This is a genomic window from Parasphingorhabdus sp. W113 (assembly GCF_055693205.1).
Genome location: NZ_CM146328.1, coordinates 3,258,273 through 3,273,404 on the forward strand (window position 1 = coordinate 3,258,273; position 15,132 = coordinate 3,273,404).

Here is a 15,132-nt window from a genome sequence, read left to right on the forward strand (position 1 = left end):
AGCCTTAAACAGCCATTTTAACCCATCGTTAACCAAGATGTTCCATATTTTGAACCAATTGAGTTGCGGTCCTGCTTTTTTGGGCCGGACTATGGACCAGGGAAGTATCACCATGTCGACCAAAAGGGCTATTTTCACCGAAGCGGCGCTCGCCGGCGCGATGCTGACGATGGGCATCGCAACCGCCGAAGCCGCCCATGCAGCGCCAGTGACACCGATCGCACTGCAGGCCGCCGCGCAAGCCGACGTGAAGATTGAAAGCACCGTCAAAATCGTCCGGTCTGAGAAACAGGCCGATGGCAAAACGGTCACGACCTACCATTCTGCCGATGAAGTCAAAGTGGTGCCCGGCGACAGGCTGTTGTTCATCAACAGCTATAATAATCGCGGCAACAAGGCCGCGACCGGTTTTGTGGTCAATAATCCCGTTCACCCGGCGGTCGGGTTTTCCGACGTGGCCGAAGACTGGGCGGTCGTCTCGGTTGACGGCGGCAAGACTTTTGGCAAGCTCACGGCGCTGAAAGTGTCCGTCCCTTCCGCGACGGGCAACCAGACCCGCGCGGCACAGCCCAGCGACGTTACCCACATCCGGTGGACCTTTTCCAAGGCCATTGCCGCCGGCGCTTCGGGCAAGTTGCAATTTAGCGGTGTCGTCAAATAAACCGGCTGCAGCGGTCAATATGAGCCGCTAGCCCCTTGGCCTCTCGCAAGTCCATTGCACGGAATCGGCGGCGACGAGACGCCCCAGCCGCGCCAGTTCCGTATCGAGTTTTTCTGCCCTTTGGCGCGTCCAGACCGTGCGCGGTTCAAGCCATAGCTGGGTGACGGTCAGGCATCCCTTTTTCCGGTCGGCCTGCACTTCCATCCGCCCGACAAACCGGTCCCCTTCAAGCAGCGGATAGACATAATAGCCAAATTGACGCTCTGCCGCCGGCACGAACATCTCGTTGCGATAGGCAAAGCCAAACAACCGCGCCAATCGGGTCCGGTCGCGGACCGCCGGGTCGAACGGGTTGATGATGCGCAGCCGCGATGTCGGTCGCTGGACTGCCTTCAGCCGGTCTTCAATATCCGCCGGCGCCAGCATGTTGAGCCAATCGCCGCTATGCGACTGCACCGCAACCGGCACCAGCTGATCGGAAACCTGCGCCAGCCAGGCCTTCACTTCCCGGGCATCGAGCGCCGCCCAGAACCGCTGTATATCGCCCGCTGACCCGAAGCCGAGGCGATCGAGCGCCGCCCGGCAGAGCCAGTCCTGCTGGATAGCGTCGTCATGCTCCTGACTGTGCAGATCAGCCGGAATGACGCGCTCGGCCAGATCATAATATTTGATGAAATTGACGCGATGCGCCGTGGTCAGTTCGCCCGCATACCACATTTGATCGAGCGCATGCTTGTGCGGTGGCCGCGCCCACATTTCTTTCTTGCCGGTGATCTTGGTATCAAAGGCCTGAGTCGACAAAGGGCCATCAGCCGCAATGCGGGCCTTGATCGCGGCCAGCTCTTCCGGGGCGATTTTTCGCGATCGCCGGGACCGTTCCCCCAGGCGCCGGAACTGGCGTTGCCACATCGGATAATAGTCCATCGGGATCACCGAAGCGTCATGGGTAAAATGCTCGAACAGGGCGCGTTGGTCCGACAAGAGCTGATTGAGCATCGGTTCGCGATAATTCTGGTTGCGGCTCCACAGGATATGGTGATGCGCGCGGGTGACATTGCGGATCGTGTCGAGTTGCACAAAACCGAGACGCTTGATCATCGGCAACAGATCGAGCGGCCCGGTCGGCGTGTCGGACAAGCCCTGCGAGGCAAGCCACAGCCAGCGCGCCTGGCGGTTGGCAATTGGCAGCGGTGTTTTCATCCCCGGCGGCGGCATCCGCTCAGATCACCGTGGTTTCGACATGCGCCGGCTGCTTGCTGCGCCGCGAGGCCAGCATGCAGCCCGCCACGATCAGCACGGTGCCGACCACCGTCGGAATGGTCACCGGTTCGGCGAAGAACAGCCAACCGAACAAAGCCGCCCAGACAAAGGCGCTATATTCGAGATTGATCAGGATATTCGCCTGTGCCCGCGCATAGCCCCAGGCGATGAACATCGCCGAGACAATCGAAAGCAACGCCGCCGCCAGCAGGGTGGGCGCAAATTCTGCCCCCGGCAGAACCGCGAAAAAGGGCGCGACCAAGGCGTAGCTGATCCCGACCACAAGATTCTGGAAAAAGCTGATCTCGACCGGGTCCGCGAGCAACGCCTGGCTGCGCTGGATCACGAGGTTCGCGGCATAGAGCAGAGCCGACAGCAGAACCGCGCCAAAGCCGAGCAATTCGTCCTCCGTATAGGCACCTGCCATTTTTCCCCAACCAATTACCACGACCCCGGCCAAGCCCAGAATGGACGCCAGAATAGCGTTGCGGTGAATCGTTTCGCCGAGGAACACGGCGGCGAGATACAGCGCGATGATCGGCGCGATAAACGACAGCGCCACCGCTTCGGCAATCGGCACCCGGGCCAGCGCCCAGAAAAACAAATAGGCCATGAACACGGTGATGATCCCGCGTTGGAGATGGATTTTCAGCGCCGCTGGACCGGGCATTTTGGGTCGCCGCAGAAAATAGACGGTCCCGATAATGATCAGCGCCAGCAAGACCCGCCACAGGATCGCGTTATAGGCACCCAGCGCGATGCTGAGGCTTTTCATCGCGACGTCCATCAGATTGAAAAAGGCGAGACCGGTCAGCACCGACCCGATTGGCAACACCGCGGGGCTTTCTGATATGGGCGACCGGGAATTCATCATGCCGCTATCGGACCGGGGCCTGCGATTGTCCAGCCTGTTATATACCCCCTTTGGCTGTCCGCGAGATCGCACAGGATTTCTTCTGAATGGTCGGTCGGCGGCTTGGGAGGTTTTGGCTTCGAGCGCGGGTGGCCGGCGGAGGGGAGGTGTTTTTTTAGACCTCAAGCGCCGGGCGCGGGGATTCTTTGTTTTACCTCAGGCGCCGGGCGGGCGCATCCGCGCCCTTGGCTATCCTCGCATAAGCTCGGGCGCGCAGTCGCGCTTGCCTCGCTTCGCTCGGTTGAAACCCTCCAGGCTGTCACCAAACCGACGCGCAGCGGAGGCAAGGCCGACCGGCCGCCGCGCCTTATGGCGCGTAGCCAAGGCGACGGATGTCGCCGCCCGGCGCCTGAGGTTAAAAAAGACTCTCCTCCCTCAGCCACCCGCACTCGAAACAAACACCTAAACCACTATCGCTTCCAGCGCAGCACGCAGATTAGTCGATAGCGGGGTTGGCCGCCGCGTGGCCCGATCCACATAGACATGCGTGAACCGGCCCGCCGCCGAGGCGGTCTTCTCGTTCTCACGGAACAGGCCCACGCCATAGGTCACGCTGGTCCGCCCGAGTTTCTCGACGCGGATGCGCGCTTCGACCAGATCGGGAAAGGCAATCGGCGCGAAATATTCGCAGGACGTCTGAACCACCAGTCCGATGACGTCGCTCTTTTCGATATCGAGCGCGCCCTTCTCGATCAGGTAGCGATTGACCGCCGAATCGAACCACAAATAATAGACCGCATTGTTGACATGGCCGTAGGGATCATTGTCGTTCCACCGGGTGGTGATCGCCGATCCGTCGCGATAATCGTCCCAGAGCGGCGGGACCGTGCGCCCATTGTCACCAGGCATTGGCGTAAATTCTCTGGGCATCGGCCAGCTGCACGTCTTTCGGGTTGTTGACCAGCAACCGGGTCTGGAGCATTGCCGCCTCCGCCAGTTCGTCAAGCGCCGCTTCCGCAATGCCGACATCCCGCAGACGCCGGGGCGCCTTGACCCGGACCGCCAGCGCTTCGAGCGCATCGATCAATTCCTGCGCCCGCGCTTCGGCGCTGTTCGGGCCTGATCGCGGAATGTTGAGGGCTTCCGCCAGTTCGGCATAAAGCGGCGCGGCCTGGTCGAGGTTAAACTGCATGACATGCGGCATTACCAGCGCGTTCGAGAGCCCGTGCGGAATGTGATAGATGCCGCCGAGCGGGTAGGCCAGCGCATGAATCGCCCCGACCGGGGAATTGGCAAAGGCCTGCCCGGCAAGCATCGAACCGCGCAGCATCGCTTCGCGCGCGACCATGTCGCCGCCGTGATGGCAGGCCTGTTCGATATGCCCGGTGAGCAGTTTCAGCGCCTCGATCGCAAGCATGTCCGAAATCGGGTTTTTCGCGTGCCGGCCGGTATAGGACTCAATCGCGTGAACCATCGCATCAATCCCGGTCGCGGCGGTGACATCGGCAGGGAGACCGGCGGTCAGAACCGGATCGAGGATCGCCGCATCGGCAAACAGGTGCGGAGACACGATACCCGCCTTGGTGGTTTCTCCGGTGGTCAGGATCGAGATGGCGGTGACCTCTGAGCCGGTGCCCGATGTTGTCGGGATCAGGATCGTCGGCAGCCCTTTGGCGGCCAATAGGCCAACACCATAAATGGCCGACAAGTCCTGCGCGCCATCGACAGCGAGGGCCGCAACCACTTTGGCGGTATCGAGCGAACTGCCGCCGCCGAGGCCCACGACAATATCGGCATCGCTCTGTTTCGCCATGGCGATCGCCTGCTCGACAATCGCTTCCGGTGGATCGGCAATCACCGCATCAAATCGGGCCACCGTCATCCCGGCATCGGACAGCGTCTGTTCGACCGGCGCAATCAGGCCGGCCCCGACAATGCCCTGATCGGTGACGATCAATGGCCGGGATCCGCCGAGCGCACGAATCTGTTCTGCCAGCACCGAGAGACAGCCTTCACCAAAATGAAGGACCGGAACGGATTGGAAACTATAGTTGGTCATGCCTTTGTTTTGCACCGATTTTGCCGCCGTGCAACCCGAACCGGCACAAACATCGGTCAGGCCTGATCCCGGAGAATTTACCCCATAAAAAAGGGGCCGGAAAATCCGGCCCCTTCTTGTGGTGACGAAATGCCCCCAAACTCATGTTGGGTCTGTTAGAATGCGCCGCGAAGGGTCACACCAAATGTCCGTGGCTCCTGCGGGAACGCCGAACGCGAACCAGACCGCAATACGGTGTTGAACGTCACACCGCGGGTGGTTTCGTTGGTCAGGTTCTGAACCCAGGCTTCAATGCCCCAGCTATCATCCTGGCTGCCGATGCCGGCACGCAGGTTGATTTTGACATTGCCGTCCTGAACATCAAACGGAACCGGTGTCCGGGTCGTCAGATCGGCTGGATCAAACGCCTGGGTCGAGGTCCGGCGATCGCTTTCGAAGCGGACCTGGCCGTTCAGGAAGAAGTCCAGATCATTGCCAAGATCACGCTCGTAGGTGGCGCCGGTAATGGCGACAATCTGCGGCGCGTTGGTCAGCGAGTTTCCGCACAGCGAAAGCACGTTGTTGGACGTTTGCGTACCGGCACAATCCGAAGGATAGTTTGCATCGGTATAGGTGACGCCCGCGTTGACGGTGAAATTGTCATCCGGACGGATAACCGCTTCAATTTCAACACCCTGCGATTCCGCTTTCGGAACGTTGAAGGTCTGGAACTGGGCGCCGGTAAATTCCAGCACCTGGAAGTTCGAGAACTCCTCGTAGAAAGCCGCAAGGTTGAGGGTGATCGCATTGTCGAGGAACTTGCCCTTCAGACCAATTTCATAAGCATCCACTTCTTCCGACAGGAAGCGCGGATCCGCGCCACTGACGGCGGCCGTCGAGTCGAGGTTGAAACCACCCGACTTGTAGCCGTGGGTGAAGCTTGCATAGATATTGATCGGATCAGCAAACTCATAGGAGGCCTTGACCGTCCAGATCAGCTCGCTGTCGCTGAAATCACCGGTAAAGGTGCGCGGCAGTGGAAGACCATTGCCCGGTGCGGTCGCGGATCCCGGAAGATCAGCCGGCGCAACGAAAGCGAAACAACCGGTTCCGAACAGGCCGTTGCCCAATGCCGTGCCGAGTGGCGGCGCAGGCGCCGCACCCGCTGGCGGTGTGCCGGTCACGTTGGACGCGATCGCCGGACAAAGCGCATTGTTGACGGCGGGCTGGCTAAAGCTTCCGGTCTTGCTTTCGTCCGAATAACGCAGGCCCACGGTGAAATCGAGGCTGTCGGTGATTTCAAACGTATTGTGGGTGAATACCGAGAAGCTTTCGCTATCCTGGGCATAAGCATTGGTTGCGGTCACCGAAGCGGGGCTGATGCCGCCGGAGAACAATGCCAGAGGAGCCGGCCCAGCTGCACCGCCGAACAGGGCGCCGACCAGCGCATCATAATCCGTGCCCAGCGAGAAGTCGGTCTGCTGACGGATTTTCTCGTCGGAATAATAGGCACCGACCAACCAGCTCAAACGGCCGTCAAACAGATCACCCTGGAAGCGCAGTTCGTGGGTTGTCGTGCGGATGTCGGTGTTGAGACGGTCGACGTTGAAAATATCCAGGCCGGAAAAGTCCGAGTCATAGGATTCAACCGATTCGAAATCGCGATAGGAGCCGATGTAGATCACGTCGGCATTGTCGCCGAGCGGGAATTCGACTTCGGCGCTGATGCCCCACTGATCGACATCCGCCTGCGGAATGAAGCTCTGGGTTGAAATCCGGTCGTCCAGCGCCTGCTCGGCAGCGGTCTGGTCGAATGGCGTGGCGGAAACATTCGGTGCAGCCATACCACCGCGCGCGCCAAGACCGACCAGGGCAAAGGCCCCGCCGGTTTCAACCGGAGATTGCAGCAATTCCACGGCGCCACAGCAGCTCGATGTGCTCTTCGAATAGTCACCAATCAGGCGCACGGTCAGACCGCTATCGCCTTCATAGCCCAATTGGCCACGGATGAGATACTGATCGACATCATTGGTATCGCCAATATCATTGCCCGCGCCATCGACGACATCAATATAGCCGTCGCGCTGACGATAGGCACCGGTCAGACGCACTGCCAATGTGTCCTGCACGATTGGCGCGTTGACTGCGCCCTGGACACTGATCAGGTCGTAATTGCCGTAGCTCGCATTGGCAAAGCCACTAAACTCGCTGACGTCAGGACGCTTGTTGGTGATGTTCAACGCACCCGCTGATGTGTTGCGGCCGAACAAAGTGCCCTGCGGTCCACGCAGAACCTCGACCCGCTCGACATCGACAAATTCGGAAAGCGCAACGCCCGGACGAGACTGATAAACGCCATCGACGAAAATGCCGACTGCGGATTCAAAACCGATATTGTTGGAGGTCGTTCCGACACCGCGAATACGCAAAACCACCGAACCCGATGCGATCTGCGCATTGGAGGTCGAGAAGCTTGGCGATACGCTGCCGATATTCTGGACATTGACGACGCCTTGCTGTTCGAGCTGAACAGGGCTCACAGCGGTCACCGCGATGGGAATGTCCTGGACATCTTCTGCACGGCGGGTTGCAGTCACGATGATGACATTGTCATCAACTTCCTCGGCACCCGAGATCCTGCGCATAGACTGGCGCGGTAATTGCGGTGCTGCACAGCGCCGCCATCAAAATTTTATTGAAACTCTTCATAACAAACTTCTCCCGTTGAACAGATCGTCGCATGTCATTCCCTGGGGCGAGGTGATCTTTTTGCGACGGATCAAGCGTGTAAGTCGATTAATCAGGGGATTAAATCAACGTGTGATCGACGGAAGACTGCAGAAAATTCAATTTCGTGGCAAAAATGTTACATTCTCAGGATGGTGAATATTCGCCTAATTTCAGGCCGTTATCGCATATCTGGTGGGGATATTGAGTAAAAGACACAGGATTTTGACAGAGGCACGGCACTAGATGCAGCGCCACCACATGCTGAAAAACCGGGACAATCGCCTTTGGGACCGCCTATTCTGACCGGTCCGCAGCGCGCGCAATGACGAAAACCCGGCGCGATGACAAAAAGTTGTAACCGATGCCCGCCACTCTGTGGGGTTTGGGGGATGGTCTTATGGGCAACGGTTACGCCGGCTTCAGTCCGGCAGTCCGGCTCCGAAAGCAACCACAGATAGGATCCTCTGGACAGAAAACAATCTGCCGTTGTATTGATGGAACAGATCGTTTGCGAAGCTGTGAACCTAATCGAGTCGAACAGGACAGCAGCCGGAGCGATATCAGGGGAGCGCGCACAAGACGCGCAGGAGGATGATTATGACCAACCGGATTCTCGGACTCGCGGCGCTATGCGCGCTGGCGGCCTGCTCGGATGCCAGCGAACCAGCGGATGCAGTTGAGACGCCGCTGGCGCCCGGCGAAACAGCCGAGCAGCCCAATCCCGATCGCAATGTCTATTTTGGTGATCTGCACATCCATACCCGCAACAGCTTCGATGCCTATATTTTCAACGTCCGGACGACCCCGGAAGATGCCTATAAGTTCGGCATGGGGGAAACCATCACCCACCCTTCTGGCTATGATCTCAAGCTGGAAGGCCCGGCGCTCGACTTCATGGCGGTGACCGATCATGCCGCCTATCTCGGCCATCTGCCGGCGATGGACACCGAAGGCACCGAAATTTCGAAACTCGACATGGCCAAGGACATGTTCAGCGCCGATCCCGACAAGATCATCGCTGCATTTCAGCTGATTGGCGGTGCGGTGCGCGACGGGCGCAAGATGGAGGGCGTCTATGATCCCGAGATTGTCGGCAATGTCTGGCAAGCGACGATCGATGCGGCCAATAAATATAACCAGCCCGGCAAGTTCACGACGTTCGCCGCTTATGAATATACCGCGACCCGGATCACCCGCGGCGAGGGCGGCGGCTTTGCCGGTGGCAATCTCCACCGCAATGTCGTGTTCCGCGGTGACGCCCCTGCCATGCCATTCGGGACGCTGGATTCGACCAATCCCGAAGATCTCTGGGCGTGGATGGATGATCAGCGCGCAGCCGGCTTTGACGGCCTGTCGATCCCGCATAACAGCAATGTCTCCGATGGCGAGATGTTCAAGATGGAAACCTATAACGGCCAGCCGCTGACCAAGGCCTATGCCGATCAGCGGATGCGCAACGAACCGATCGCCGAGATCACCCAGGTCAAGGGCACGTCCGAAACCCATCCGGCGCTGTCACCAAATGACGAATGGGCGGACTTCGGTATTTATGAATATCTGCTCTCGTCGCAGATCAAATCCAACGTCAAGGGCAGCTATATAAGGGAAGCCTACGGCAATGGCCTGCTCCTCGCCGACAGCGTTGGCGCCAATCCCTACCGCTTCGGCCTGATCGGTTCGACCGATACCCATGTCGCCGGCGGCTCGTTTGACGAGAAGCAGTTCTGGTCCAAGGTCGGCGTCGTCGACGGCACGCCCGAAGCCCGCGGTTCGGTCCCGCCCGACGGCAAGAAAAGCTGGGAAGGGGTGACCCTCGATCCGCGCGCCGCAAACTGGTTCGCGCGCTGGGGCGCCTCGGGCTATGCTGCAGTCTGGGCGGAAGAAAATACCCGCGAAGCGATATTTGACGCAATGCGGCGCAAGGAAACCTATGCGACCACCGGCACGCGGATCAAGCTGCGCTTTTTCGGTGGCTTCGGTTGGGACGCCGCGATGCTCGACGATCCCGAGATGGTCTCGAAGGCCTATCAGGACGGCGTTGCAATGGGTGGTGATCTGCTGGGTGCCGATGCCGGTAGCGGCAAGGCGCCGGGCTTTATCGTCTGGGCGATGCGCGATGCGATGAGCGCCCCGCTGCAGCGCATCCAGATCATCAAGGTCTGGACCGACGGCGGCCAGGTCAATGAAAAGATTTTCGACGTCGCCTGCAGTGATGGTGGACAGCCCGATGCCGCCGGTCGCTGCCCCGACAATGGCGCGACGGTGAATCTGACCGATTGCTCGATCTCCACCGACAAGGGCGCACCGGAACTCAAGACATTCTGGACCGATCCCGAGCATCAGGCCGGGCAACGCGCGTCCTATTATGTCCGGGTGCTGGAAAATCCGGTTTGCCGCTGGTCGACCTGGGACGCGATCCGCGCGGGCGTTCCGCCCAACCCGGCGTTGCAGAAAACCATTCAGGAACGCGCCTGGTCTTCGCCGATCTGGTATGTCCCGACGGCATAGCACTATCTAATCAACGGCAATCAAGGTTGCTCTGAACATAATGGCCATTCCGAAACTGCTCCGCGACCCGATCGTGCATTTTGTCCTGATCGGGCTTGCGCTGGTCGTCGGCCATCAGCTGTGGGCCTCTTATCAGGGAGAGCAGGGCCGGACGATCACGGTCAGCGCTGCCGAGATGGACCGGCTTGCGATGATCTGGGCAAACACGGCCGGGCGCCTGCCGACCGGACAGGATCGCCAGGATATTATCGATCAATATGTCCAGGAAGAAGTGCTGGTCCGCGAGGCGCAGCGCCTCGGTCTGGGCGAGGATGACACGATCATTCGCCGCCGTCTCGCCCAGAAAATGGACTTTCTGGTCGGCAGCGAAAGCGCGGCGCCGGTCCCCTCGGATAGCGATCTGAAAGCGTGGTTCACCCAGCAAGGCGACCGCTTCGCTGCCCCCGAAAGGCGGAGCTTCGTACATGTGTATTTCAGCCCGGAAACCCATGGCCGGAAGATTGAGGCCATCGCCTTGCAAGCGCGCAGCCGCCTGGCCGCCGGAGCAGACTGGAAGAGTCTCGGCGATCCATTCATCCAGAAGCGCAGCTATGCCGCGATTCCCGAAAGCGAAGTCACGCGCCTGTTCGGTCCCGATTTCGCCCGCGCCCTGTTCGCTCTCGATGCCGCCCAATGGAGCACACCGATCGGATCGGCTTACGGGCTGCATCTGGTGCGGGTGGAGACCGTTGACGCCGCCGCCGCTGCCCAATTTGAACCGATCCGCGCACAGGTGCTCGCGGCCTGGCAAGAAGACCAAAGCGCGCAAGCCAAGAAGGACGCGATTGCAGAGCTGGTCAGCGGCTATGAGGTGATCGTTGAAGCGGCAGAGTGACCGCGAGCCGGACCAGGCCCTGCTCTGGCGCCGGCTTTGGTGGCTGCTCTGCTATGGCCTGCTGTCGCTGCTGGTGGCTGCACCCGGCTCCGCCCATGAGGTGCGCCCGGCGGCGCTGGATCTCGATCAGCAAGCCGACGGCCAAGTTGCGGTTGTCTGGAAGCAGCCGGTCCTGTCCGGCCGCAAACTGAAAATGCGGCCCGTTTTGCCCGACCAATGCGCCTTGCCCGGCGCCACCCAGCAGGTCGTCACCGGCACCGCGATTGTCGAAAGCTGGACCACCCATTGCACGCTCGATCGCGGTACGCTGACTATTGAGGGTCTGGACCGCACGCTGACCGATGTCTTCGTCCGGATCAGCCGACCCGGTCAGGACAGCAGCACCCATATATTGCGTCCCGCAAGGGCCAGCCTGGATCTCAGCGTGGCCGAGGGGTCTGCCGTCCGGGATTATCTCTGGATCGGCGCGGCGCATATGCTGTTCGGCTGGGATCATCTGCTGTTTGTGCTCGGTCTTGTCCTGCTGAGCAGCCGACGGCAGATTCTTTGGGTGGTCACCGCCTTCACCCTCGGGCACAGCGTCACGCTGGCGATCACCGCGCTCGGCCTGTTCACCCTGCCCGGCGGACCGGTTGAACTGCTGATCGCGCTGTCGATCTTTTTCCTCGCGGTCGAGATTGTCCGCAAGCGCGCCGGCAAGACCAGTATCACGATTGAACGGCCGTGGCTGATCGCCCTCTTGTTCGGGCTGCTTCACGGTCTCGGCTTTGCCGGGGCGCTGGCCGATATTGGCCTTCCAAAGGGCGAGGAGCTCTGGGCGTTGCTCTTGTTCAATCTCGGTGTCGAACTGGGCCAGATCCTGTTCGTCCTGGCGGTGCTCGCGCTGCTGGCGATCATCCACCGACTGCGCGTTGTCGAAGAGCGGTGGATCGTGATGCCCGCGACCTATCTCATCGGTAGCCTGGGCGCCTATTATTGTCTCGACCGGATAATTGCCTGAGATTGCCGGAGCGACCCATCTAGCCTCTTGGCGAGTCACCCTCCCGCCGCTAAGGCGGAACAACCATAATCAAACAGGACAAACCATGCCCCAACTCATCCTTCTGCGCCACGGCCAGTCACAATGGAATCTCGAAAACCGGTTTACCGGCTGGTGGGATGTCGATGTCACCGAAAAGGGTGTGGAAGAAGCCCGGGAAGCCGGGCGGCTGATGAAAGCCAAGGGGATTGAGACCGATCTGTGTTTCACCAGCCTGCAATCGCGAGCGATCAAGACGCTTAATCTTGCGCTCGAGGAAATGGATCGTCTGTGGTTGCCGGTGGAGAAAAACTACCGGCTCAACGAGCGGCATTATGGCGGCTTGACCGGTCTCAACAAGCAGGAAACCCGGGACAAGCATGGCGACGAGCAGGTCCATATCTGGCGCCGCAGTTTTGATACCCCGCCACCGCCAATGGCCGCCGACAGCGAATATCAGATGTCCAACGACCCGCGCTATGCCGGCATTGAAGTGCCCGCCACCGAAAGCCTCAAGGATACGATTGCCCGGGTCTTGCCCTATTGGAAAAGCCGGATCGCCCCGGAACTGCAATCGGGCAAACGGGTGCTGATCTCCGCCCATGGCAACAGCCTGCGCGCGCTGGTCAAACATCTGTCGGGCATTTCCGATGACGAGATTACCGGACTGGAAATCCCCACCGGACAACCGATCGTCTATGATCTGGACGATGACCTCAACGCCCTCGAGCGCTATTATCTGTCGGAGCGCTAGGGGGTCAATCCACGGCTGATTCCGGCTCCGGCTATTTTGTCTTGGCTTTGTACATCGCGGCGTCCGCCTGCGACATCAGCCCGGCGACATTATCCTTTGGACCGACAAAACTATAGCCGATCGCCGCGCCAAATTGCAGGGTCTGCCCTTCATATTGGACATTGGCGGCCTTGATCCGGGTCAGCAGATAGTCGATCTTCGCGTCGACCTGTTCGGCATCCAGATTGTCGAGCAGCATCGCAAATTCATCGCCGCCAATGCGGGCCACCATGTCGGACAGCCGGATATTCTCGCGCAAAATGCCAGCCATCCGGCACAGCAACAGATCACCCGCGGCATGGCCGAGGCTGTCATTGACCTTCTTCAGATCATCCACGTCGAGAAACAGCAACGCGGTATTGTCCCCATAGCGCTCGCAGCGCTTGATCCGGTGCTCGAGACTTTCCATGAAATAGCGCCGGTTGGGCAAACCGGTCAGCACATCGTGATGCGCCCGCTGCTCCATTTCGGCGAGCTGCTCTTTCAACTGGGCGTTCTGAGCCTCCAGCGCGGCACAATGGGCACAGCCCGACTGGTCTTCTGCATTATTGGAAGCATCGCCGGTCAATCTGAATATCCTCTTGCCGTTACACGGATTTACTATATTTTATTGCTTCCCGAGCTTTAGTTTGTTGTTGGTCATTTAGTCAATATTGTTAAGCGAAACACAGGGCAGGAATGACCCGCAATCAGGATACCGCGATCGCTCTTGCAGCGCCAGTTACAGGCTTATCGGCAATGCGCATTGCGCTGCGATCATTTCATGGCTAAACGGTTTTGCTTCCGCGATCCATTGCAGGGGCAAGCATGACCGAAGCCACACCGAAAATCGGAATCATTATGGGCAGCCAGTCCGACTGGGCGACCATGCAGCTTGGTGCCGAGATTCTCGAAGCGCTGGCAGTGCCCCATGAAGTGAAGATCGTCTCCGCCCATCGCACGCCGGAACGGTTATATGATTATGCCAAATCGGCGGTTGATCGGGGATTGAAAGCGATCATCGCCGGTGCCGGCGGGGCCGCCCATCTGCCCGGCATGGCGGCGTCCATGACCCGCGTGCCGGTGCTCGGCGTGCCAATCCAGTCGCGCGCCTTGAACGGCATCGACAGCTTGCTTTCCATCGCCCAGATGCCAGCAGGCATTCCCGTCGGCACGCTCGCCATTGGCGACGCCGGCGCCAAAAATGCCGCCCTTCTGGCCGCCGCGATTTTGGCGAATGAGGATGCTGCTCTTGCCGAGCGTCTCGACACCTGGCGGGCCCGGCAAAGCGACGCGGTCGCCGAGCAACCGGAATAGGCCGCCCGATGGCAGCGCTTCCACCCGGATCAACCATCGGTATTTTGGGCGGTGGCCAGCTCGGCCGCATGCTCGCCATGGCGGCCGCGCAACTCGGCTATCGCTGCCATATCTACGCACCCGACCCGAACAGCGTGGCCGCCGAGGTCGCGGCGGAATTTACCTGCGCCGCCGATGATGATCACGAGGCCTTGCGCCGGTTCGCCGAGGCCTGCGATGTGCTCACGTTCGAATTTGAGAATGTGCCGGTTGCCCCGCTCCAGACGATTTCCGATTGCGCGCCGCTCTATCCGCCGGTCAAAGCGCTGGACGTGGCGCAGAACCGGATCACCGAAAAGCGGTTCGCGGCAGATCTCGGCGGCACCCCGGCGGCCTTTGCCGCGGTGGATGACCTGCCCTCGCTCGAACAGGCCATTGCCACGGTCGGCGCGCCGGCGGTGCTGAAAACCGTCCGCATGGGCTATGACGGCAAGGGCCAGACCCGGATCAAGCCTGGCGACAATCTCGCGAGTCATTGGGAGGCGGTGGCCCGGCAGCCGTCGGTCGCCGAGGCTTTTGTCACCTTCAGCCACGAATTTTCGGTCATCCTGGTGCGCGGCCAGGATGGTGCCATCGGCTTCTGGGACACGCCGCATAATGTCCATGACGATGGGATCCTCGCCAAGTCGAGCGCACCAGCCCCCGCGGCGATCCTTGAACAGGAGCAAGACGCGCGCGCTCTGGCGGCCAAAATGGCCGAAGCCATGGGCTATGTCGGGGTGCTGACCTGCGAGTTTTTTGCCACGGCTGACGGCCCCGTGTTCAACGAAATGGCCCCCAGGGTTCATAATAGCGGGCACTGGACAATCGAAGGGGCAATCACCAGCCAGTTTGAGAACCATATCCGCGCGATTTGCGGTTTGCCGCTCGGCGATACCGGGCTGGCGGCGGACAAGGTCGTGATGACCAATCTGATCGGCGGTTCACCGGACAGCTGGCAAGAGCTGCTGACAGACCCCGCGCATCACCTGCATCTCTATGGCAAGGCGGAGAGCCGGCCGGGTCGCAAAATGGGTCATGTGACGAAGCTGTTTTTTCAATCTGGTCTCGGCTAGACCACGT

The 15,132-nt window shown here is 60.1% G+C and carries 13 protein-coding genes; 7 read left to right on the forward strand and 6 right to left on the reverse strand.

The genetic code is table 11. The annotated features are described in order from the left end of the window. Positions 1-91: 91 nt before the first annotated feature. Complete coding sequence (locus ACZ1GS_RS15735; RefSeq protein ID WP_472696110.1) at positions 92-661, forward strand: hypothetical protein; 570 nt, start codon at positions 92-94, stop codon at positions 659-661. Positions 662-688: 27 nt separating this feature from the next. Here ACZ1GS_RS15735 and ACZ1GS_RS15740 read toward each other — a convergent pair whose 3' ends face one another. The 5 genes from ACZ1GS_RS15740 to ACZ1GS_RS15760 form a co-directional block, all read right to left on the reverse strand. Then, entirely contained in the window at positions 689-1,861 is a 1,173-nt protein-coding gene (locus ACZ1GS_RS15740; RefSeq protein WP_472696111.1) for a winged helix-turn-helix domain-containing protein, read from the reverse strand. A 19-nt stretch (positions 1,862-1,880) separates the two neighbouring features. Continuing rightward, positions 1,881-2,795, reverse strand: coding sequence for a DMT family transporter (locus ACZ1GS_RS15745; RefSeq protein WP_472696112.1), 915 nt, complete (start codon positions 2,793-2,795; stop codon positions 1,881-1,883). A 441-nt stretch (positions 2,796-3,236) separates the two neighbouring features. Beyond that, on the reverse strand, positions 3,237-3,704 hold the full coding sequence (locus ACZ1GS_RS15750; RefSeq protein WP_472696113.1) for an acyl-CoA thioesterase: 468 nt from the start codon (positions 3,702-3,704) through the stop codon (positions 3,237-3,239). Next, positions 3,673-4,833, reverse strand: coding sequence for an iron-containing alcohol dehydrogenase (locus tag ACZ1GS_RS15755; protein ID WP_472696114.1), 1,161 nt, complete (start codon positions 4,831-4,833; stop codon positions 3,673-3,675). The genes ACZ1GS_RS15750 and ACZ1GS_RS15755 overlap by 32 nt, the downstream gene beginning before the upstream one ends. Before the next feature lie 155 nt (positions 4,834-4,988). Then, a complete protein-coding gene (locus tag ACZ1GS_RS15760) occupies positions 4,989-7,457 on the reverse strand; it encodes a TonB-dependent receptor (protein ID WP_472696115.1) in 2,469 nt (822 codons plus the stop codon). 682 nt (positions 7,458-8,139) lie between these two features. On the opposite strand from ACZ1GS_RS15760, the gene ACZ1GS_RS15765 reads away from it, so the two are divergent. The 4 genes from ACZ1GS_RS15765 (at position 8,140) to gpmA (ending at position 12,696) form a co-directional block, all read left to right on the forward strand. Further along, complete coding sequence (locus ACZ1GS_RS15765; protein ID WP_472696116.1) at positions 8,140-10,050, forward strand: DUF3604 domain-containing protein; 1,911 nt, start codon at positions 8,140-8,142, stop codon at positions 10,048-10,050. Positions 10,051-10,090: 40 nt separating this feature from the next. Beyond that, positions 10,091-10,924: a peptidyl-prolyl cis-trans isomerase gene (locus ACZ1GS_RS15770; RefSeq protein ID WP_472696117.1), complete on the forward strand. Its 834-nt coding sequence runs from the start codon at positions 10,091-10,093 to the stop codon at positions 10,922-10,924. Continuing rightward, entirely contained in the window at positions 10,908-11,924 is a 1,017-nt protein-coding gene (locus tag ACZ1GS_RS15775) for a HupE/UreJ family protein (RefSeq protein ID WP_472696118.1), read from the forward strand. The genes ACZ1GS_RS15770 and ACZ1GS_RS15775 overlap by 17 nt, the downstream gene beginning before the upstream one ends. Before the next feature lie 85 nt (positions 11,925-12,009). Continuing rightward, entirely contained in the window at positions 12,010-12,696 is a 687-nt protein-coding gene (gene gpmA / locus ACZ1GS_RS15780; protein ID WP_472696119.1) for a 2,3-diphosphoglycerate-dependent phosphoglycerate mutase, read from the forward strand. Positions 12,697-12,727: 31 nt separating this feature from the next. On the opposite strand, the gene ACZ1GS_RS15785 is transcribed toward gpmA, so the two are convergent. Further along, positions 12,728-13,303: a GGDEF domain-containing protein gene (locus tag ACZ1GS_RS15785; protein WP_472696120.1), complete on the reverse strand. Its 576-nt coding sequence runs from the start codon at positions 13,301-13,303 to the stop codon at positions 12,728-12,730. A 239-nt stretch (positions 13,304-13,542) separates the two neighbouring features. Here ACZ1GS_RS15785 and purE point away from each other — a divergent pair, with 239 nt between their 5' ends. Continuing rightward, entirely contained in the window at positions 13,543-14,031 is a 489-nt protein-coding gene (gene purE, locus ACZ1GS_RS15790; RefSeq protein ID WP_472696121.1) for a 5-(carboxyamino)imidazole ribonucleotide mutase, read from the forward strand. An 8-nt stretch (positions 14,032-14,039) separates the two neighbouring features. Continuing rightward, positions 14,040-15,125: a 5-(carboxyamino)imidazole ribonucleotide synthase gene (locus ACZ1GS_RS15795; RefSeq protein ID WP_472696122.1), complete on the forward strand. Its 1,086-nt coding sequence runs from the start codon at positions 14,040-14,042 to the stop codon at positions 15,123-15,125. The last annotated feature ends 7 nt before the right edge of the window (positions 15,126-15,132 follow it).

What these genes read in the sequence shown, in the direction of transcription:
- ACZ1GS_RS15735 (WP_472696110.1), top strand. Translation starts at nt 92, where the DNA reads ATGGACCAGGGAAGTATCACCATGTCGACCAAAAGGGCTATTTTCACC.
- ACZ1GS_RS15740 (WP_472696111.1), bottom strand. Translation starts at nt 1,861, where the DNA reads ATGAAAACACCGCTGCCAATTGCCAACCGCCAGGCGCGCTGGCTGTGG.
- ACZ1GS_RS15745 (WP_472696112.1), bottom strand. Translation starts at nt 2,795, where the DNA reads ATGATGAATTCCCGGTCGCCCATATCAGAAAGCCCCGCGGTGTTGCCA.
- ACZ1GS_RS15750 (WP_472696113.1), bottom strand. Translation starts at nt 3,704, where the DNA reads ATGCCCAGAGAATTTACGCCAATGCCTGGTGACAATGGGCGCACGGTC.
- ACZ1GS_RS15755 (WP_472696114.1), bottom strand. Translation starts at nt 4,833, where the DNA reads ATGACCAACTATAGTTTCCAATCCGTTCCGGTCCTTCATTTTGGTGAA.
- ACZ1GS_RS15760 (WP_472696115.1), bottom strand. Translation starts at nt 7,457, where the DNA reads ATGCGCAGGATCTCGGGTGCCGAGGAAGTTGATGACAATGTCATCATC.
- ACZ1GS_RS15765 (WP_472696116.1), top strand. Translation starts at nt 8,140, where the DNA reads ATGACCAACCGGATTCTCGGACTCGCGGCGCTATGCGCGCTGGCGGCC.
- ACZ1GS_RS15770 (WP_472696117.1), top strand. Translation starts at nt 10,091, where the DNA reads ATGGCCATTCCGAAACTGCTCCGCGACCCGATCGTGCATTTTGTCCTG.
- gpmA (WP_472696119.1), top strand. Translation starts at nt 12,010, where the DNA reads ATGCCCCAACTCATCCTTCTGCGCCACGGCCAGTCACAATGGAATCTC.
- purE (WP_472696121.1), top strand. Translation starts at nt 13,543, where the DNA reads ATGACCGAAGCCACACCGAAAATCGGAATCATTATGGGCAGCCAGTCC.
- ACZ1GS_RS15795 (WP_472696122.1), top strand. Translation starts at nt 14,040, where the DNA reads ATGGCAGCGCTTCCACCCGGATCAACCATCGGTATTTTGGGCGGTGGC.